We start from the raw sequence: 17,156 nt of genomic DNA, 5'->3' as shown, positions 1-17,156 counted from the left end.
GATGAAAATGCAACGAGTTCCATTAATTGATTTTTTCGAAATTAAGTCGTCGCTACAGGACGACAAGATCAATTTCACCGATGCGGACATTAACGATGTCGACTCACTACCTTTTGTATCTCGAACCGCGCGCAATAACGGTGTAACTGCATATTGTGAGACTGTTGCGGAGAAGGTGAATTCTGGTGGAGTAATAACGCTTGCATTGGACGGAAGCACCGGATCAACGTTCTATCAACACCATTCCTTTTTGAGCGGTCAGAACATCTGGTTACTCATACCGAACAAGGATCGTATCGGAGAGTTAACTCCACAAATTGCTTTATATCTGATTGCAAGTATACGTAAAGCTGTATCTTCTTATACATACAATTTGAGTTTGACTAAAACCCGTCTCAATAAAATTCAGCTTATCCTTCCACTGACAATTGATTCGAAACTTGACAGAAAGGCTGTCGTAGATGCCATGTCTCAAGTGCGCCATGTTGAGTTGATAGAAGAAGTTCCGGAAGAACGCTATCAAATTCTTACTTAGAGAAATTCAACTATCGTATTGTGCGCTTTAGTCAGATTGGGAAAGTGGATTCTTTCAGTTTGAGATCTTTTCGGGCGACTTGAGCTGAGTTAGCTGGGAATATTGTTACGAACTGGATTCAGATCTTTGACCAAATGTCGGACTCCAGCACCTTCTTTATGGTGCTGGGGTACCAACGTTTGCCGCCCTGTGCTGTGGGTACGTTGTCATCTGTTAGACCTTGGGCGATTGCTGAGAGGGTGGAGCCTGTGGCGCGTTCCTGCTTGATGCGTTTTACGATGTCCACAGGCAAAGAAGCCCGCCGTCCTAGCTGTACTCCCTCGGCTTTGCGTTGGGCAAGGCCTGCTTTGGTACGGTCACCAATTAGTCGGCGTTCGTACTGGGCTACGGAGATTTGAACGTTGGCCATGAACTCGCCTTGTGATGTCGTGGTGTCTAGATCCATCTCTGATAGAACCATTGCCCACCCCTGTTTGCGTGAGATGGTCATCAATCGGGCGAACTCTTCGACGTTCCTGGAGATGCGATCAATGCGGACAGCTAACAGATATTGAGCTTCGCCATTTGACAGTTCCTTCAATGCCACGTTCAACAGTGGGCGTGCTCGGGGTGTCATGGACTTACCGGAAGCCTGTTCTCGAATGATTCGAACATTCCAGCCGCGTTCCTCGGCAACCTGAGTGAGGACGTTCACTTGAGCATCGAGAGATGCACCATTTTTTGCCTGCTCCTCAGTGGAGACTCTGGCATAGACGATTGCTGTCTGCTTTTTCATGTCTCCAATTTACACCAAATGACCGTTTGGTGTACGAGGTGGTATGTTTACGCAAAAATTTCACGTGGCCAGTGAGCAGGTTGCCGAGGTCTAAACGGGGCTACGGCCAAAGTTTCGAACAGGCTGACCGCGCCTAGATTTAATGCGGAAAATGCATCGGGGATATTTCTCCCAATTGGCTGGGCGTGGATTAGAGGAAGGGGGTAGGGGGATACCCCCTTCCCGCCCGTTGTGTTCTCTGCCACGGCGATTGAGATTTTCTCCCCACGCGGAAAACTAAACGCCCTGTGCTTCGTTGTAAGCGGTCATTGCCGCTGACTTGAGCACGTCGTTAGGTTGAAGCCAAACAATCAGTACAAAGCCAATACAGCCTGTCTCGTAGCCTGATTTGGTGAAGGTCTTCTCTAGCATCTTCAAGGCTTCTGAGTTCTTAGATTTAATTCGTAGCAAGTAGTCTGTCTGGCTATCCAAGATGCTGAACTCTGTTGTGCCTGCCTGCTTTGCAACGTAGTAGGCGATTGCTTCGATCATCGTTCCCACCGCCCAATGGACGTGAAGGTGAGCAGTGAATCTGAATCTAAGAATCCCTTGGTTGCCCAGTCCTTGTAGACCTGAAAAGTTAATGGGCTGTTCGCCCTACATAGCTCGAAGTAATAGCAAAAGATGTTGTACATCTGATCGTTGGGGAATACATAAGTTAATGGAGGCATGCAAGAACCTGATTGAAAATTGCCGACCCAATAGCCGTGATGGTGAAAGTACCGAAAGTTGAGGATGTCCAAGACTCTGTAGGCGGATTCTTCAGGATAATTGCCCAGCTTCTCCTTCAGGTCTACGGGTGCATATTCGATAGCATCAATCAGTTCTGGAAAGTACTTGTGCAAGTTCTCGAACAGTTCTTCTGAGCGTGGGTGTCGGTGTAGTTCTCCGGCAACTCGCCAGTTCCAATCCTTGACTTCCAGTGACGTGAAGTTTGCCGGGGTTTGTGTCGTGTCGTTCATGTTGAACCTTTCTATTAAATGTGAAGATTGCCGGGAGTCCGGCTCTGAAAATGTGAAGTGATTTGCCGTGGGGAGCGCCGTTTCGAGTGGCGTATGACTTTATGACTTTATGACCCAAAAAAACAAAAGTTTTTTATTTTCATGTCCGTGTTCAGATTCCTGCTACTACTATTTATTTTTAGAAGTTTCATGTAAAAAGTCATAAAGTCATACAGACAGGCTGAAACCCGCGTAAACAAAGGGAAGTAGGCGTATGACTTTTGTATGACTTCCGTATGACTTTAGGACTTTGAGGCAAGAAAACAGGGGTTTTAAGGTGTGCCGGAGCATTCGACGTGCAACAGGATAGGTTGCTACCCCGGCACACCACAGGAGAATTGCTGGATTCAGTCAGCTAAAGTCATAAACTCATACGAAATTGGCGTGACACGTTCCGAAAAATTTATGAAGTGAAACTGAACATCAGGCCAGAAACTCGAACCGTGCCGCCGCCAGAAGTCTTATCAATGACGGTGTATCCCAGACGCTCAATTCGAATTCTGAACATCTTTCGATTGAGGGTTGCTGACTTCTCACCATTCACAGCACACCACTTGTTGTACGCGGTTCGAAGATTGGAGATGCCAACATATTTAGAGTTAATGCCGTGGTCGTTCGAAAGCACTTCGCCCGATTCATCAATGTAAGCCTTGAGGGTATCCTCATCATCGGTCTCAGCCCGGAGCTTGGCTTCCATACCTTCTGAACGGTCGATGCCTTGTTCGAGGGCTAGCTGATATCCGTGGGCGAGAATGTTGATGATGCCGCTGGCTTCGCCCTTGAGCTTTTCCAACAGTAGAGGGTCTTCCGTGTATACCGGATCGTGCTTAGAAAACTCATGTGGCATCTCAACGATTCCAATTCGGCGGTTCAACTGGGATTTGGTCTTGTCCAGCAATAGTCCATCGTTGGATACCATGATCAACATTCCCTGCGGCTTAACCATAATTGGGTTCTTGTACAGCTCTTTGACGTTGTACTCGTCGCCGCCAGAGTAGTTTAGGATAAATCGTTCATCCAACGATTCGGTCACTTCGAGGGCGAAGCCGATGCGAGCATCTGCAAGAACTGCCCTGTCCTGATTCTTCATGTTGGAATCCCCGTACTTGAAAACTGCGTCACCACTTACAGCCACGACATGCTGGGGGAAAAGGTACTTCAGCAGGTCAACAATCATTGATTTGCCAGAATTAGTTACACCCTGCAACGAGATGATCGTCTTGGAGCGGGTGCCGAAACCATGGAATATTGCTGTTCCAAGTGCTTTGAGCAGGTAGGTTCCTTCATCTTCCGTCGCCACAGACTTATGAATGAACTCCTTGAACTGCGGGGCAGTTGCCTTGGGGTCGAAGTCAAACGGGCAAGAGCGATACATGCGCCTGCCGGAGTCATGCGGCACCATCTCGGGAATCGGTTCACCTGCAACAAACGCCAGGGTATCAATAACACCATTGGCGAAGGTGATGTACTGGGCATCATTGGCCTTCTGCGCTTCACGATACAACGGCAGTGCCCTAGACAACATCTCAGCGAGGGACTTCTGACCGGCGTTACCGTTCAATCGTGCAATGAGTTTCTGAATAGGCCTAAGAGTAGTCGCATTCTGACTTTTTACTGCCTTGAGTGCGGCCTGTTCGTCTTCGGTCGGATCCTCGCCTAACTTCGGCAATTTGTGGTGCTCGTAAAAATCTTCGCGGATACCTTCCAGCAGTTCGAGGGCGTAACCCTTGGTCACCACGATTGAAGCATCATCTTCGATTGGACTGTGCACCTGCCCGTTCCAGACGTACCACTGCTTGTCTGGCTTGTCGTAGGAAACATACGGCTTCAACAGCTCAGCAACCAAAGTGGCCAGTGAGTCTTCGCTCCACGGTGCGGCCTTCTTGAAGTCCTCATACGACAGTTTGCCTAGGCGGTCGGTCGTGACATCGAGGCCTGAAAGGTCGATGAGCTGGCTAAGTAGTTCTTGGTTCGTAGCTTTCATTCTGTTTAAAGTTCCTATCTAACATAAAACCTCCTAGTGAGGTACTTGATTTGTTTTTGAATTCTTGAAGTAGCTTCGTGATGTCATCGTTAAAGTAGAGACGCAACAGAACACGAAACTTGGTGAGTGGTTGGCCTGACTGCTTCAAGTCCAGTAGGCCGGTGTCCTCCGAAGAGGAATACAACGACATGACCACGGAGATTTGCCCATCTTCCGGGCGCTCATAGTCTGTCGTAGCGCTTTTTTGCGTGGAGCCGGGGCGAGTCCATTCTCGGGTACCAGAGGAGGTATCCCTAGACTTCCAGCCCAGCGGACGAAGGATTTCGCCCCAGTCCATCGAGTTAATGCGTTCCTCCAACAACAACCGTTGTAAAGGACTGGTAAACGCACGGTCGATGCTCTTGGACACCCGGCGAGCGCTAGAACGGGATTCTTCACAGGCAGTCTTGTAAGAGCTGAAGGCCTGCCCTGCAATGGTTTCGATAGCATCTAGAGGCACCTGCTCGAAAGTGCCACCAGCCAATGAAACAGAACCGTTTTTAGCATCAGCTGTTTTTGGCCAGTAGGTCATGCCGGGTAGTCGGGCAAGCCGGGTGCCAATGTCTGTGAGCCGATCAATGGTTATGCGCTCGCCGTGCTGGTTGAGCGGTGCCTGTTCCTGAAGGTATGCCCACCACATTTGCATGTGGCCGCTGTCGTTGGTGAGCCTGTGGAGGTCTGCATCTAAGATTCGCCAGTAGGCGTGGATGCCGCCGGAAACACCGTTGCGAACAATGGCTGTTGGCTGGACTGGAAGAGTGGCTAGCCAATCAAGGATTTGTTGCTGGGAGTCGAAGGCGTTTTCTTTGCCGATGTCCAAGTCTGCCCATAGTCCACGGGGATTGCCGGTGTTGTCTTTGCCGGGAGACGTCGGCGTAACGAGCTTGGAACTCTTGGCGGGAGTGAAGCGGAAGTACATATCCCGCCGGCCGGTGCTGTTGACTTCGTAGATGTCGCCGGAGTTGGCTAGGAGGTCTGCAACTGAGAAGGCAATCCACTCTCGGGGCTTACCATCAGCCAGTGTGCTGTTTGGTGCTCTGAATGCTCCGAGCACTATTTCATCATCAGGCTTGAACCATGCCCGGATGAATTTCTCTAAGTCACTGTGCTTGTGTACCTGTTCGCCTGCGTAATCACTGAATCTGACCATGTGCTAGCGCCTTCTCCTGCTGGAGCAGGTCTACTAGAAGCCGGTCATTTTCGGCAGTCTCAAGGCGTAGGGTGTCCTGCCTGTTCTTGGCGTGGAAGATGCGTAGTCTCACGCGATTGAGTTCTGAACGGTCATGCTTACCACGAAGGTTGGCACGAGAGTTGAAATTTTGGTTTGACATTATAATCCTTAGTTTTGGGTACACGCTGTTAGGGCGCACCCTAAAAGTGTGTAAGAAGATAAAAGAAAAAGAGACGTTCACCAGACTTGACGTTTTAATAGGCAAAGGGTGATCTGCTGCCGTCTCAAAACAGCGGATCACCCTAGAGCAAGAATCAAGTGGGTAGATAGGGTTGAAAACCTTATAGGAGTATTATATCACACTTTTGAAGTACTTTGCAAATAAGTATTGACAATTCCTGCGTGAGGGGTCTAGAATTCCCTCTAGTCATCCATGAACGGGGTGAGATTATTACTCTCGAACCACGCCCGATACAGCCGTTCGCCCAGTTCTGTGTACTCAAAACTGATGAACTCGGAGACATCAGCCCTGCTACCTTGTGGTCTACGGCTCACCGCGATATTAGAGAACAACGCCTGAAGAAGCTTTCGACGTGCTGAAACATCAGCCGCATTCCAACCGGTCAATTCCTCGGGCACGGGAACTGAGAAAGACTTAGCCTTCTGGTCGGTTACATCCTCCTGCAACACAGTTCGATCTTCCATCTCACCTGTAAACGGATTCAACACCTGCCCAGCACCAGCAACCACAACATGCTTAGCAGGTGTCACCGGCCAATCCCGGCGAGCGCTCGCCGTAGGTGTTGCCGTAGAACCGCCTGTAACGAAGATCGACAGCATCATGTCCTTGTCGAGTGTGGCGAGTTGTGCGTCAATTCTGGAAAGGTCTGTGGTGTGCTGGGCTTCGCGTTGTGCAATGAGCTTGGGGGAGAGGCTAGCTTCGATGGCTTCAGCTAACCATTCCTCCTGCTTGGTTACTAGCTCGGCACGTTCTTTGCGTAGCTTGATGCCGTCTGCCTTGGTGCGTTTGTTGGCCTTATGAAGCTCTGCATCTTGGCTGAGCAACTGCAATGCGTGTTGGCTGATGTAGTACTCACTGCTTTTAGCAACGATGGAAGTGTGTCCAGTGGTCGGGCATTTGTAGGCCTTGGTGTTGTACTTGCCGCCGCGATATGCAACGTTCATGCCCCGGTTGCATGTGTAGGTTTGCCTGGTGGCTTTGTCCTTGACTGGCTCAGTGCATTTGAGAATGCCCGTGAGCAAATGGATGTCGTGCCGTATGGGACTTCGTACGCCTCCACGATTCTTGGCGCTGTTGGACTGTATATAGACCTGCACTGCATCGAATTCGTCTTTGGTAAGCAAAGGTTCCCAGTCGGCCAATGGGTAAAGGGTGCCCTTGTAATCTTGGTAGCCATAGAGTCGTGGCCGGGTGAAGTACTGGCGAACTGTTCCTGCTGTCCAGCTCTTCCCACCTTGCTTGCCAGTCTGCGGAGTCTTAAGGCCTGCATCATTCCACAGCTTGGAGATGCCGTAGAACGTCATGTGGCTTTCGTCGGTGGCAAGCATAGATTTCACTGCATCTTTGACGGCTTGAGCTTCAACAGGCACCTGTGAGCCGTCCCGGTTGTTTCCGAATGGTCGGATACTGCCGCGATACGTGCCCTGTTTGGCTAGCTGGCGATTCTTGGCCAATTGCCGTTCGGTCTTCTGTTCTACTTCATAGGTGGCCATGGTTGCAGTAACTCTTGCCTGCATCTTGCCGGTGGGGGTTTGCAGATCCAACTTACCGGCAGTCACTTGATACACAGTCAGTTCTGCATCAATCACCTTTTGCAGGTCTGTGAGGACTCGCAATAGGCGGTCTTGGTGCCACACCACAACATTCTTATTGGAGTGTTGGAGCAGTTTCTCAAATCCGGGGCGTGGTTTGCCGGAGTAGGCGCTGATGTCGTTGTCAGTGATGACCTCGGCAATAGTATGTCCGTTCGCTGTCGCCCAGTCTCGGATGTCTTCTTCTTGGCGCTCTACTGCTAGGCCTGCCCCGGCCTTGTCCTGCGAGATGCGGCAGTACGCAACAAATTCAATCCCCATGGCTTCAGCATACAGTGGTAAATCCAAATTCCTGTTTGGGTGATGATAACTCTCGTGACTGACCCAAATTGCTCCTAGTCTCTGACTAGGGGATATCTGCCCACATCGGGACAATCTCTACATGAGAACGTGGACGATCCGGAGTCACGACAATCTTTCGAACCAATTTCCCAAGTAACTCGCGCTTGTCGGTAGCTGACATGGAAGGCCAGCGCGTCATTAGGTCAGCGGGTACTTTGACCGGATCTTCACGAATGACCACACGCGCAGCCATCAACTGGGCAGATAATGATGCTTTCTCCGCCATTAACTGATCACGCATCGGCTCATACACCTCCCGCGGAATCACATCATCAAGTAGCTTCAGCGTCAGAGCCTCCAACCGCGCTTCAACCTTGATCAGCGCTCGCCGTAGGTGTGGTGTAGCGTCAACCGGCTTAGGTAGGATCGGGGCGGCTTTGTCGGCCGCCTGGTTGATATTGATTGCAAGTTTGTCGAGCCAGGGGAGAAGTGCCTTCTCAAGGGTGCTCGCCATAACGTAGCCGCCCGTATGTAATTTCAGAGAGGATGTTCCGTGACAACGATATTTGAGGGTGCCGTCGCTTCCGAACCTACCGGCGTACATCGCATGCCCGCAAATACCGCAGAAGATCAGCCCCGTATAGGGGTATTTGTTTTTTGTTGATGTCCGTTGAACGCGCCTGCTGTTTCGTCGGACCTGGTAGGCTTCCCATACTTCTTCGCTAATCAGTGGCTCGTGGATGCCTTGGTGGATCTCGCCATTGCTCGTGAATCGTCCGCTGGCGAAAGGGTTGTCCATCACACGTCGCAATGTTCGAGTCGACCATCGGCCGGGCTTGGGCCCGTCGTAGCCAGAGCCTGGAGCTGTGGGGCCGGCATTTAGGTAGTCTTGAATCTCGTAGAAGGACTTACCCGACAGGTAGAGTCGGTAGCACTCTTGGAGTACTGGTCCTTCTATAGGGTCGGGTGTGAATCCATTCTCGCGGTCGTATTGGTAACCGAACCGTGGTTTACCTGTAGCTGGCCGACCGCTTTCGACGCGCCGTCGGTGAGCTTCCCGCCATACGTCACCGATTCGCTCTGACTCGAAGGCAGCGAACTCAGCGAGCATGCCGCGTGCAAGGCGACCCGTGGACGTGTTGACATCCACTTGCTCGGTAGCAGATTCAATTCGCCCACCCGCAGCTTCGACTTTGTCTACTGCAATGGCCCAGTCCAGTCGATTTCGTGAGAGACGAGACCATTTCCACAGCACGATCACGTCGGCTTCTTGACGCTCGATCATGTCCATGACTCGCTGTACGGCGGGACGCTTCAGCCATGTGCGACCACTGATGCCTTCATCGGATTCGACAGCAACGACGTCGTAACCCATAGCGGTGCAGTATTGGCGCCCAGCGGCTTCTTGCAGCTCCATACTGATGGACTCTTCACGTGCAATCGACTGCCTGAGATAAAGAACTGCCTTCATAGATTGTTTCGTATTCATGGTGGATACTCCTGCGAGTGTCGGATATATATTCAGTTTGCGGGTACAGGAATACCCATGCGGAAAAGAAAATCTGGATGTGGATAACGCGCTATGCGATGAATTCGGAGGGGGGCCAAAGGGTTTGCACCTGGTCGCCATTCAGAGTCTGAATCCGCAGAATCACGAATTCCTCCGTGACGCCGAGCTCGTCAGCCATTTCTTCAGGGCACTTGGACCATCCCGCGACGCGCTGCAGATCCTCAAATGAAATGAGCCGTCGGGCCGCCTCAAGTTGAACGTCTCGCTCAACCGTTGGCGGCTGACACCCCTTGTGGCCACGCTCGAGATGAATGAGCTCGTGGACCAACGCGCACAGGGTTTCATCCTGGGCTAGATCGGGGTCAACATAAATGGCCTTGCCGTCAGTGAAGGCCGGAACTGTCGAGTGCGGACGACTCCAAACAATGAGAGACGTTGCCAGCTCGCGCACGACCCCCCAAGAAGAAAGTGAATGAATCATAGTTCGAATATATGTTCGAGCTAATGCTTATGCAAATCTAACAACCCTGATTTAAATATGTCGGTTACGGCAGAGAAGATGACGGGTTATGGTCCGTCATATTTATGCATTTGTCGAGGCAGTAAGGCGCGTGGAAACGTCTTAAGAGCTTAACGCTTCCAAAAGTGTTTCCTTGGCGTCGGGTTGCTCGATATTCACCGGAAAGGAGCCGGCCTCCAATGGCCGCAACATATCTTCCACGTGTCTAGTCTCCGCTTCCGAGTCGTTAAAACTCGTGATAGCCACGAACATGGCTTGCTTATTGACCCGGTGAACAGCATCGACAGAGGCCTTGAAAGCGTACACCTGATTGTGACGCAACGGAATCGGGGCAATAACCTTTAGTCCTTGGCGAGCCTCTACGCCAAAAGGGAACTCCAGAGCTTGGACTTCGCCGTCATCATCCCACCGACCAGTCAAGGTGACGCGCTCTTGAATTCCGAGTTCAGTGCTTTCCAGGAACCGTCTAACACGATCGTTAAATGATTCGCGACCCTGCGTGGATGAATCCACCATCTCAACGAAATAAGAGTCCGTGAATCTAGCCCAGTCGTCTGTTTCTCTTAGGCTGACCCCAACGCTTCTAGCGATGATATTTGACGGTTTACCGGCCTGAAATTGCAGAACCTCATCCCAAGACCGGGTTCTCGCTGAACGCTCCAAGAAACTCCGCCATTGGCCATAATAGCTGCGAGTGAGATTGAACTTGCGTAGCCACCGAGTATCAATCCCACCGGTGGCGTCTTGCCCACCTAGCCGCAGGTGAACCGTGCCATCAGATTCCTGGACGGCGACACCGATATTTCGTCCTTCATGAAGTCGCAGATCATGAAAATGCTGGATCAAGAACAAGTTGGCTGGCATCGTGGCACCCCTCTCAAGATGTTAACGGCAGTAAGACTAGCCTACGCAACGGACACTTAGAATAGCTGAGGATCGTCCGGCGCGGGTATGGCGCGTCGTGGTGGCTTTCCTGTGATCCCTCTTTTCAGGAAAGACTCGATTAGCTTGGCGCGACTGGTCAGAAAAGAAATGTACTCACGCGAAACCCTCTGAGATACCAGCCCCCGCTTATGCGCCGACTTCAAGGCGCGTTCAGCATAGGACTTCCCATTCGTTCGAATAATGGAGATCCAAGGGGCAAGGTCTTCCTCAGTTAGACCAAGCCGCCGTAAGTGTGTCATACCCAAGGGTTGCAAGGTACATTCCCCGAACCATTCCGAGCGTTCCTCACCCTCTCGATCGCCGCAGAATGCAAGCTCATGGTCAATGGCCCAAAGGCCAATGTCCTCACTCCACACCAAGTTCATTTCATGGCGATCAGCATTGAAGATCCATTGATCGAAAACGAAAATCCCAGTGAGAATATGGCGATCGCTCTTCATCAGCTCATCATATGTGGATGGAGGAAGGACCTTTCCATCCCGCGAAGTAATCCCCGAAACCCAAGCTTCTCGATTTCCTGGAAGAGAAGAAATCTCACCAAAAGGAACGGGGATGCCTAAGTAATTGGCCAATCTCGCGGCAAGGTATTCATGGAGAATGAGCCTCGAACCAGTAGTTCGTTGAGCCTTGACGAAAACATGAGCCAGTCCGCGCCACATGTCGTTTGATGACTCAGCCTCAGCCTCAGGAGTATCTAGCTGCTCGACTCGCAACCCAGTCTTTGGCCTAACCATCGTGATCCCCCAAGTCTTGGCTCTCTTCCCCGCGCTCCCCGTATTTCTCTTCCCACTTCTGGCGCTTGCTCTTGAAGTTGGGATGGGCCGCAATTTGATCGACTGGCGGTGCTTTGGAAGTGTCGATGTTGGCGTCCCAGGGCAGAAGGCCGAGAACTGGGCCACCTGCGGGGTCACTCTTCTGTTGCGAGCCAGGGTGATTTCCGTCAGAATCCACCGATCGCAATTTAGTGCGTGTCGTATCTTTGGGTTCCATTGCTTCTGCATGATCTGCCTTACGAGAAAGGTTGACCAGCTCGCGACCAATTGACCTCAAGGAGTCTGCTGCTGTTTTCGGCAACGTTGATATACCGTCAATGAAGATTAGATCCATGGGGTCCGACTCGATGTTCAAGCCGAGCGAGCGGGCAGATGCAAGGATGATTTCCCTCGTTGAGACTCCGGTTCCTTTGGCGAGATTTCGAATCGACTCAGGGTCGGGAAAATTCTTCAACGAATCGGTGACGTACTGCTGCAGGCGTGCCGCTGTTGGCTTTCCGCCGCAGAGCTTTGATAGCGCCGCGTAAGAAAGTGATTTCTCACCGCCAGAATGACGAGCGCTTTCGATTAGGTCTCCGAGAGTTTTCTCTTGCATCACGAGTCCTATCGTTCGTCGGGCTGATTGCAGATGTCCACCCAGCAATCTTAGGCAGTGCCTAAGGTTAAAAGCTCGTATAACGTCGCTTGATGCCTAAGAAGTTATTTAAGTTTTTTCGCGTTCTGCGTGATTCTGCCGGTAAAGGACTTGCGCAAACGCATTGTGAGTGCCTAATATCGCTTTATAAACATAAAGCGGTACTTGCCAAAAGTGCCTAAGGGAGGGCAAGATGGATATGCGCCAAGCAAAGAACTCGGCAAGGACGAACAGAAGGAGGTGGCCGGCAAAGATGAGAATGAAACTGATCGTCCCTCCGGCAATACTCGCGGATCGCATGGAGGTGAAGGGCTTCTCGAATCGGCGTCTCGCGAAGTATGCCGAAGTGGCACCTGGAACCATTGACAACTTGTTGCGCGGCGCCACAAAGTCGGTAAATAAGGGGCGGACCGCGGAGTTGATTTGCGAAGCTTTGGACGCTCAGCTGGACCTTTATTTTTTGCCTGAGATTTCAAGTGTCGCTGTCGAAAAGAAAACCAACACTGTTCGCGAGGTGTCGGGTCGTTCTAAGGCTCGGGCTGGAAAGTTGCGTGTCGCATGAGTGCTCCAACTCGTGGCGGCCAAGCCGTTCGATTCATCCGGACCGGCGAACTCGGAATCACTACTGACGAGCCGGCGAAGCGTAGTCCGTCAATCGCGGTGCAGCTCCTGGGCCGGCACTACCCGGTGTACCTGGGGCTGGAAGAAATTGAGTTGATCGAGATTGCGGAGTTGACGGCATGAGCGGGTATTGGGAAGAACGCCAGAGGCATGAGAAAGCCTGCGATGCGTCTCGTCGGCTGGCTGAAGACGCTTTAGAAGTTGCGCACCTCGCGGCGATGGATATCGCGGAGTTCGTGATTGCGGACCAGGAGCCCCCGGAAGGTGCGCTGGATACCTACAAGCTAGCGAAAAGCCGCGAAGCGGAAGCCCGGAGCAAAGCCCAAGAAGCATGGAAGAGCTACATCGATTGGGCTCACTCCATCTTGGGGCAGGACAAAGAAAAGCCCCCAGCGGTAGCAGCTGCTGAGGGCAATGAAATTCGAACTAACTGGTAAGAAAGGCAAGCCATGGACTGGAACATTCCGAACAGGCTCGTTGATCAGCGGGTCAAGGAAACTTTGATGCGAGAAGCCCAGCGCGAATTGCGCGATGAAATCTGCATGCGCGACAAGGAGCATTGCCGTTCTTGTGGGAACGAAGTGGTTGTGGACGCCGGTCCACGAGAACGACGCAGCCCAGCGATCGCCGCCCTTGACGACAGCACCCCACCGATTGTTGAGAATCTGGTTCTGGTTCACCGCGGATGCCTTGAACGGCTGCGCGAAGGTGGCGTGGAGCTTAGCGCCAAGCTCCTGAAAGAGAATCGGGGTCTTGCAGCTCGCAACGGATCGCCGGTCGGGCACGGAGGCGTCTGGATCAAAGTACCTGCGAATGTCGTAACGGTTCTGAGCTTTCACCGACTTGTAATCGAGGAAGAGATCGACGGGAAACGAGTACCATCTTCCGGTTTCAATTCTGAATCGTATATTTCGAAACTCACCAGCAGGGTGAAGAACGGTCCTGGTAACGAGTTGATGCCTATGGACCTCGATAAGAAGTTTCGGCAGGCACGAGAATTCCAGAGGGAGCTCGCAAAGGCAGAGTCAGGTCTGCCGCTCCTGCCGGCCGAGTTGGAAGACCGCCTGACCTACTCCGAACAGGCGGAATATGTCAAGGCGGTCTCCGAAGCAGTGGCTGAATCAGATTTCGTCAGTGACATTATCTGGCCAGCAAACCAACAAGAAGCCAAGAAGCCTTCTGGCGAAGCGGCAAAGCAGGTTCCATGCACGGGATACGAAATTTCTCATGCGCCGGTGGGTGATGGTGGGTACGGTGAACTTCTGTCCAGGATTGATTTGACGCTTCGAGAAATCGCTAAGGATCAGCGAGTTATCAAGCGGATCGCGGAAAACCAGCACACCGGGCTTGGCGACTCTCTTGTGTCTCAGGAGGAGCCATACCCGGTGGGTAGCTCGCAGGTTTCATGGAGCATCAGTCAGGTGCCGGGGTGGGAAGGGGACAACGATTTCTCGGTGTCCAGAGTTATCACACGGTTTGAAGGGCTAGGCGTTCTTAATAGCAATGGGTACGCCCGGTGCTATGAGCAGTTCGTAGTGGCCTGTCGTGCTCTGAACATTGATCCACTCGGGTTCGCCAGATTTAAGGATGTCCTCGATCTGCTTGCGGATGGAAAAGGATTCCTCGTTTTGACGGAGCACGATTTGCATCGAGCCATAAAAGAGCTTCGTAGCCATAAAACTTCCTTCTCGGTAGATGGTGCGTCGAGAGACGCGGGTGTAGGAACCTCTGAGTCTACCGAGAAGGGCTAAACCGGGTTGAACTTCCCGGAAATGAAAGGTGCCCCCAGCAGTAGCAGCTGCTGAGGGCAATGAAATCAAAACTAACTGGTAAGAAAGGCGTGATTTCAATGTCTAGTGTATCGAACCTACAGAATAAGGTCGAAGTTCTCTCGCCGGCCGCGCAGGCTGTCAAGGATCGCTGCGTGGCGGAAGCGGGTGCTGTGTTTGCTCGCATCTGTGCGGAGCTTGCTGCGGAGCATGTGGAGGCGGCGGCGTAATGGTCAAGAAAAAGTCAGAGGTGCTTGTGCGCCCGATCCGCTCGGCAAAGATTTCACAGCGCCTGGTCATCGAGCACAGCGACTACCCGAAGTCTGACCGCATCCACAAGGCTGTCAAAGCCGTTGAGCTTTGGGCCCGGGCTTACCCTGCCTACCGAGGGAAAGTTGTCTTAGTCGAAGCTGGCTCGCTTGCAGACAAAGACCAGAGTGAAGGGCTGGGGCGGCTCAACATTGACAGCGTGACCGTCTCTCACTTCTCGGTGATCGCATTGGAGGGGCAGTAGTGACCTCCGCTGAAATCTACCTGTACGCCAAGCGCCGGAGCTTCATCTTGTGGCTTCCGCTAATGAGTGCTGCCGTCATTGGTGTTTACCTCACCGCGCCCATGCCTAACGGGCTTAGTGTGCTCCTCACGATGATCAGCGGGTTGATCGCTTTCGGCCAGGTAGTCGATTGGTTGACTTCCGAGCGTAAAGCGCTCGATACCGAAGCGCAGATCTAGCTTCATTTTTCGCGGATTCTCCGCACGTACTAAACGCATTAAACACACCCTTTGGAGGGCTACGTGTCTCAAAATCCAGGTGAACTGAGAATGGTGCCGACCACGGCAATCCATCCAGATCCAAACAATCCCAGAACCGAAATGGGCGACATTGACCAGCTGGCGCACGAATTGAAACAGCTGGGCCAGATGGACGCAATCACCGTTTACCCGCACCCTACGCTGGCGGGAGACTACAAAATTCAAGGTGGCCACCGCCGCCACGCGGCCGCTCTACGAGCAGGGCTCGAATCAATGAAGTGCGTCATCGTAGACGCTCCGGAGAACGCCACGCTCGACCTCTACACCGAAGCCATGTCCACCGGCACCAATCACCTGCCCCTGGATACCCTGGGCCAGTCCAAGGCGCTGCAGGGAATGCTCACCGAGGGCAAGAGCGAAGCATGGATCTCTAAGAACTTCCACATCGAAAAGGCCGAGGTGAAGCCACGGGCAAGCCTTGCAAGCAACGCCCGAGTGGCGAAGCTCCACGAGACCGGAGTCATCGACCTTCTAGGGGCCGCGCCACTGCTTGAGCTCGAAAAGGAGACCGGCGACGGATCACTTTTTGAGTCCACCTTGGAAGCGTTGGAAGGATCGCGCTACTCCAAAGACCAGACGGAAATTGACCGCCTGATTGAGCAGAAGAAAGCGAACGCTCTTCGCAATAAGGTGCGCTCTGATCTGACCGCCGCCGGTGCGGTGGAGATCGATTCCCAAAACCGATACAGCGGGAAGTGGACCAAGTCCGAGCTTGTACTGTCCGTTGAAGAGCATGTTGCGGCCGGTCACCAATTCGATGTGAGCGCTGCCGATGAGGTGCATTGGTGGGCCAAGACCCGCACAAGCAAGGCTCAAATGTCAGAGGAAGAAAAAGAGCACCGCGAGCGTGTGCGGTACCTGGATACGCATCTGAACATTGCTGCCGAAGCCCGTCGAAAATTCGTTATGCGGAAGATCCAGGACAAAAAAGGGCTTGAGGAACGCAACGCACGTGGACTGCTGATCGACTTGATCTTTCAGCAGGGAGTCAACCGTCCAGCCGACGATGGGGCCATGGCAGTTGGTGACGCCGTGCATATCCCATACCCGAAATTTGACCCAGCTGAAAGCAACTGGTCAGAGCATCGGGAAGCCAGGGGCCAGTGGGCGGCCAAGGTGCGTGTCGCGTTGCAGCGCATGACTTTGCCTCAGCTGTCCTTGCTTCTTGCCTATGCGCCGATCGCTGATGTGGATAAGAAGCTGGCCAAGCATAACTTCTATCTGCGCGATTCTCCCGACAAGGAAGCTCGCTGGGCGCCAATCTCACGGTGGTACCAGCAGCTGATCGACTACGCCGGCTACGTCCCGTCAGATGATGAAGCCGAGGCAATCCGCCTGGGTGAAAAAGATAAGAAGTACGCGGAAAACGACGTTCATCTGAATACTGCGACGTGCAAGAACTGCCGGCAGGAAGTCGTGAAAGACACTCGGTGGACCGGGATCTGCGACGAGTGCGCCCCAGCTATTGACGGAATCGAGGTTGTCTAATGGTGTGGTTAGTGACTAGCCAGGAGACCACTGAGCAGATCGCCAAGCGCAAGTGTCAAGCGTCGCACCCCTCGACGGCCGGCACGGCACCAGTCATCCGGATGGTGAATCTCATCCGCGGGTACGAGCAGATCCAGCCAGGTTGGAAGTATTGGACGGATTACCCACGAGTCACGATCAGGCCGGTGCCAGGTATGGCAGAGGGTGAAACCTTGTGGGTTGCGACTCTCTGGTTCATCCCGGGAAAGCCGGTCCTGGTCAACGGCACGCAGGTTTCGAAAATTTCATCGCACCGCGACGAGCTGTTCTGGTGGGCGCAACGCACCGTGGAGGAGTTCAAGAGCATCAGTGACTTCTTCACCACGGGACAGCTCGGCAGCAAGAGTATGCGATGGGCACCGCAATGGTGAGTAGGCGCATCCCC

21 protein-coding genes are annotated in these 17,156 nt (G+C 52.6%); 10 read left to right on the top strand and 11 right to left on the bottom strand.

Going from position 1 to position 17,156, the window contains the following annotated elements:
* Position 1: 1 nt before the first annotated feature.
* Positions 2-535 (top strand): restriction endonuclease subunit S, encoded by a 534-nt coding sequence (locus ACIOWL_RS02765; protein ID WP_400381393.1) that lies wholly within the window; start codon positions 2-4, stop codon positions 533-535.
* Between the two features lie 118 nt (positions 536-653).
* On the opposite strand, the gene ACIOWL_RS02760 is transcribed toward ACIOWL_RS02765, so the two are convergent.
* The 11 genes from ACIOWL_RS02760 to ACIOWL_RS02710 form a co-directional block, all read right to left on the bottom strand.
* Positions 654-1,310 (bottom strand): recombinase family protein, encoded by a 657-nt coding sequence (locus ACIOWL_RS02760; protein ID WP_400381391.1) that lies wholly within the window; start codon positions 1,308-1,310, stop codon positions 654-656.
* Positions 1,311-1,586: 276 nt separating this feature from the next.
* Positions 1,587-1,841 carry a hypothetical protein gene (locus tag ACIOWL_RS02755; RefSeq protein ID WP_400381390.1) on the bottom strand — a complete coding sequence of 85 codons (255 nt, stop codon included), beginning with the start codon at positions 1,839-1,841 and terminating at the stop codon, positions 1,587-1,589.
* Positions 1,838-2,311 (bottom strand): hypothetical protein, encoded by a 474-nt coding sequence (locus ACIOWL_RS02750; protein WP_400381387.1) that lies wholly within the window; start codon positions 2,309-2,311, stop codon positions 1,838-1,840. Before ACIOWL_RS02750 ends, ACIOWL_RS02755 begins: the two co-directional genes overlap by 4 nt.
* 442 nt (positions 2,312-2,753) lie before the next feature.
* A complete protein-coding gene (locus ACIOWL_RS02745; protein ID WP_400381385.1) occupies positions 2,754-4,334 on the bottom strand; it encodes a hypothetical protein in 1,581 nt (526 codons plus the stop codon).
* Entirely contained in the window at positions 4,306-5,523 is a 1,218-nt protein-coding gene (locus ACIOWL_RS02740) for a hypothetical protein (protein ID WP_400381384.1), read from the bottom strand. The genes ACIOWL_RS02745 and ACIOWL_RS02740 overlap by 29 nt, the downstream gene beginning before the upstream one ends.
* A gap of 444 nt (positions 5,524-5,967) precedes the next feature.
* On the bottom strand, positions 5,968-7,638 hold the full coding sequence (locus ACIOWL_RS02735) for a recombinase family protein (protein WP_400381382.1): 1,671 nt from the start codon (positions 7,636-7,638) through the stop codon (positions 5,968-5,970).
* Positions 7,639-7,723: 85 nt separating this feature from the next.
* Positions 7,724-9,148, bottom strand: a complete 1,425-nt coding sequence (locus tag ACIOWL_RS02730) for a recombinase family protein (protein ID WP_400381379.1) — start codon at positions 9,146-9,148, stop codon at positions 7,724-7,726.
* Between the two features lie 91 nt (positions 9,149-9,239).
* Positions 9,240-9,650 (bottom strand): ImmA/IrrE family metallo-endopeptidase, encoded by a 411-nt coding sequence (locus tag ACIOWL_RS02725; protein ID WP_400381377.1) that lies wholly within the window; start codon positions 9,648-9,650, stop codon positions 9,240-9,242.
* A gap of 141 nt (positions 9,651-9,791) precedes the next feature.
* The gene (locus ACIOWL_RS02720) at positions 9,792-10,553 is read right to left on the bottom strand and encodes a hypothetical protein (protein ID WP_400381375.1); all 762 of its coding nucleotides are present in this window, start codon (positions 10,551-10,553) and stop codon (positions 9,792-9,794) included.
* A 56-nt stretch (positions 10,554-10,609) separates the two neighbouring features.
* Entirely contained in the window at positions 10,610-11,293 is a 684-nt protein-coding gene (locus ACIOWL_RS02715) for a HipA family kinase (protein WP_400381373.1), read from the bottom strand.
* 67 nt (positions 11,294-11,360) lie between these two features.
* On the bottom strand, positions 11,361-12,002 hold the full coding sequence (locus ACIOWL_RS02710) for a hypothetical protein (RefSeq protein WP_400381370.1): 642 nt from the start codon (positions 12,000-12,002) through the stop codon (positions 11,361-11,363).
* Positions 12,003-12,300: 298 nt separating this feature from the next.
* On the opposite strand from ACIOWL_RS02710, the gene ACIOWL_RS02705 reads away from it, so the two are divergent.
* The 9 genes from ACIOWL_RS02705 (at position 12,301) to ACIOWL_RS02665 (ending at position 17,142) form a co-directional block, all read left to right on the top strand.
* Positions 12,301-12,603, top strand: coding sequence for a hypothetical protein (locus ACIOWL_RS02705; protein WP_400381369.1), 303 nt, complete (start codon positions 12,301-12,303; stop codon positions 12,601-12,603).
* Complete coding sequence (locus ACIOWL_RS02700) at positions 12,600-12,785, top strand: hypothetical protein (RefSeq protein ID WP_400381366.1); 186 nt, start codon at positions 12,600-12,602, stop codon at positions 12,783-12,785. Before ACIOWL_RS02705 ends, ACIOWL_RS02700 begins: the two co-directional genes overlap by 4 nt.
* Positions 12,782-13,099 carry a hypothetical protein gene (locus tag ACIOWL_RS02695; protein ID WP_400381363.1) on the top strand — a complete coding sequence of 106 codons (318 nt, stop codon included), beginning with the start codon at positions 12,782-12,784 and terminating at the stop codon, positions 13,097-13,099. The genes ACIOWL_RS02700 and ACIOWL_RS02695 overlap by 4 nt, the downstream gene beginning before the upstream one ends.
* Positions 13,100-13,111: 12 nt before the next feature.
* Positions 13,112-14,413, top strand: a complete 1,302-nt coding sequence (locus ACIOWL_RS02690; protein WP_400381362.1) for a hypothetical protein — start codon at positions 13,112-13,114, stop codon at positions 14,411-14,413.
* 59 nt (positions 14,414-14,472) lie between these two features.
* Positions 14,473-14,661 carry a hypothetical protein gene (locus ACIOWL_RS02685; protein WP_400381359.1) on the top strand — a complete coding sequence of 63 codons (189 nt, stop codon included), beginning with the start codon at positions 14,473-14,475 and terminating at the stop codon, positions 14,659-14,661.
* Positions 14,661-14,945, top strand: a complete 285-nt coding sequence (locus ACIOWL_RS02680) for a hypothetical protein (protein ID WP_400381357.1) — start codon at positions 14,661-14,663, stop codon at positions 14,943-14,945. Before ACIOWL_RS02685 ends, ACIOWL_RS02680 begins: the two co-directional genes overlap by 1 nt.
* Entirely contained in the window at positions 14,945-15,163 is a 219-nt protein-coding gene (locus ACIOWL_RS02675; RefSeq protein ID WP_400381355.1) for a hypothetical protein, read from the top strand. The genes ACIOWL_RS02680 and ACIOWL_RS02675 overlap by 1 nt, the downstream gene beginning before the upstream one ends.
* Positions 15,164-15,226: 63 nt before the next feature.
* Positions 15,227-16,732, top strand: coding sequence for a ParB/RepB/Spo0J family partition protein (locus ACIOWL_RS02670; RefSeq protein WP_400381352.1), 1,506 nt, complete (start codon positions 15,227-15,229; stop codon positions 16,730-16,732).
* Between the two features lie 11 nt (positions 16,733-16,743).
* Entirely contained in the window at positions 16,744-17,142 is a 399-nt protein-coding gene (locus ACIOWL_RS02665; protein ID WP_400381350.1) for a hypothetical protein, read from the top strand.
* Positions 17,143-17,156 lie beyond the last annotated feature (14 nt).

The sequence above is a fragment of the Glutamicibacter sp. NPDC087344 genome, from assembly GCF_044744225.1.
In the GTDB taxonomy this organism is placed as follows: Bacteria; Actinomycetota; Actinomycetes; order Actinomycetales; family Micrococcaceae; genus Glutamicibacter.
Note: the sequence above shows the minus strand (reverse complement) of the source record. Positions and strands in the feature narration are given on the sequence as shown.

Coding starts and splice junctions, on each gene's coding strand:
- ACIOWL_RS02760 (WP_400381391.1), bottom strand. CDS start 1,310: ATGAAAAAGCAGACAGCAATCGTCTATGCCAGAGTCTCCACTGAGGAG.
- ACIOWL_RS02730 (WP_400381379.1), bottom strand. CDS start 9,148: ATGAATACGAAACAATCTATGAAGGCAGTTCTTTATCTCAGGCAGTCG.
- ACIOWL_RS02685 (WP_400381359.1), top strand. CDS start 14,473: ATGAAATCAAAACTAACTGGTAAGAAAGGCGTGATTTCAATGTCTAGT.
- ACIOWL_RS02710 (WP_400381370.1), bottom strand. CDS start 12,002: ATGCAAGAGAAAACTCTCGGAGACCTAATCGAAAGCGCTCGTCATTCT.
- ACIOWL_RS02695 (WP_400381363.1), top strand. CDS start 12,782: ATGAGCGGGTATTGGGAAGAACGCCAGAGGCATGAGAAAGCCTGCGAT.
- ACIOWL_RS02705 (WP_400381369.1), top strand. CDS start 12,301: ATGAAACTGATCGTCCCTCCGGCAATACTCGCGGATCGCATGGAGGTG.
- ACIOWL_RS02680 (WP_400381357.1), top strand. CDS start 14,661: ATGGTCAAGAAAAAGTCAGAGGTGCTTGTGCGCCCGATCCGCTCGGCA.
- ACIOWL_RS02750 (WP_400381387.1), bottom strand. CDS start 2,311: ATGAACGACACGACACAAACCCCGGCAAACTTCACGTCACTGGAAGTC.
- ACIOWL_RS02715 (WP_400381373.1), bottom strand. CDS start 11,293: ATGTGGCGCGGACTGGCTCATGTTTTCGTCAAGGCTCAACGAACTACT.
- ACIOWL_RS02755 (WP_400381390.1), bottom strand. CDS start 1,841: ATGATCGAAGCAATCGCCTACTACGTTGCAAAGCAGGCAGGCACAACA.
- ACIOWL_RS02740 (WP_400381384.1), bottom strand. CDS start 5,523: ATGGTCAGATTCAGTGATTACGCAGGCGAACAGGTACACAAGCACAGT.
- ACIOWL_RS02725 (WP_400381377.1), bottom strand. CDS start 9,650: ATGATTCATTCACTTTCTTCTTGGGGGGTCGTGCGCGAGCTGGCAACG.
- ACIOWL_RS02690 (WP_400381362.1), top strand. CDS start 13,112: ATGGACTGGAACATTCCGAACAGGCTCGTTGATCAGCGGGTCAAGGAA.
- ACIOWL_RS02700 (WP_400381366.1), top strand. CDS start 12,600: ATGAGTGCTCCAACTCGTGGCGGCCAAGCCGTTCGATTCATCCGGACC.
- ACIOWL_RS02720 (WP_400381375.1), bottom strand. CDS start 10,553: ATGCCAGCCAACTTGTTCTTGATCCAGCATTTTCATGATCTGCGACTT.
- ACIOWL_RS02745 (WP_400381385.1), bottom strand. CDS start 4,334: ATGAAAGCTACGAACCAAGAACTACTTAGCCAGCTCATCGACCTTTCA.
- ACIOWL_RS02735 (WP_400381382.1), bottom strand. CDS start 7,638: ATGGGGATTGAATTTGTTGCGTACTGCCGCATCTCGCAGGACAAGGCC.
- ACIOWL_RS02765 (WP_400381393.1), top strand. CDS start 2: ATGAAAATGCAACGAGTTCCATTAATTGATTTTTTCGAAATTAAGTCG.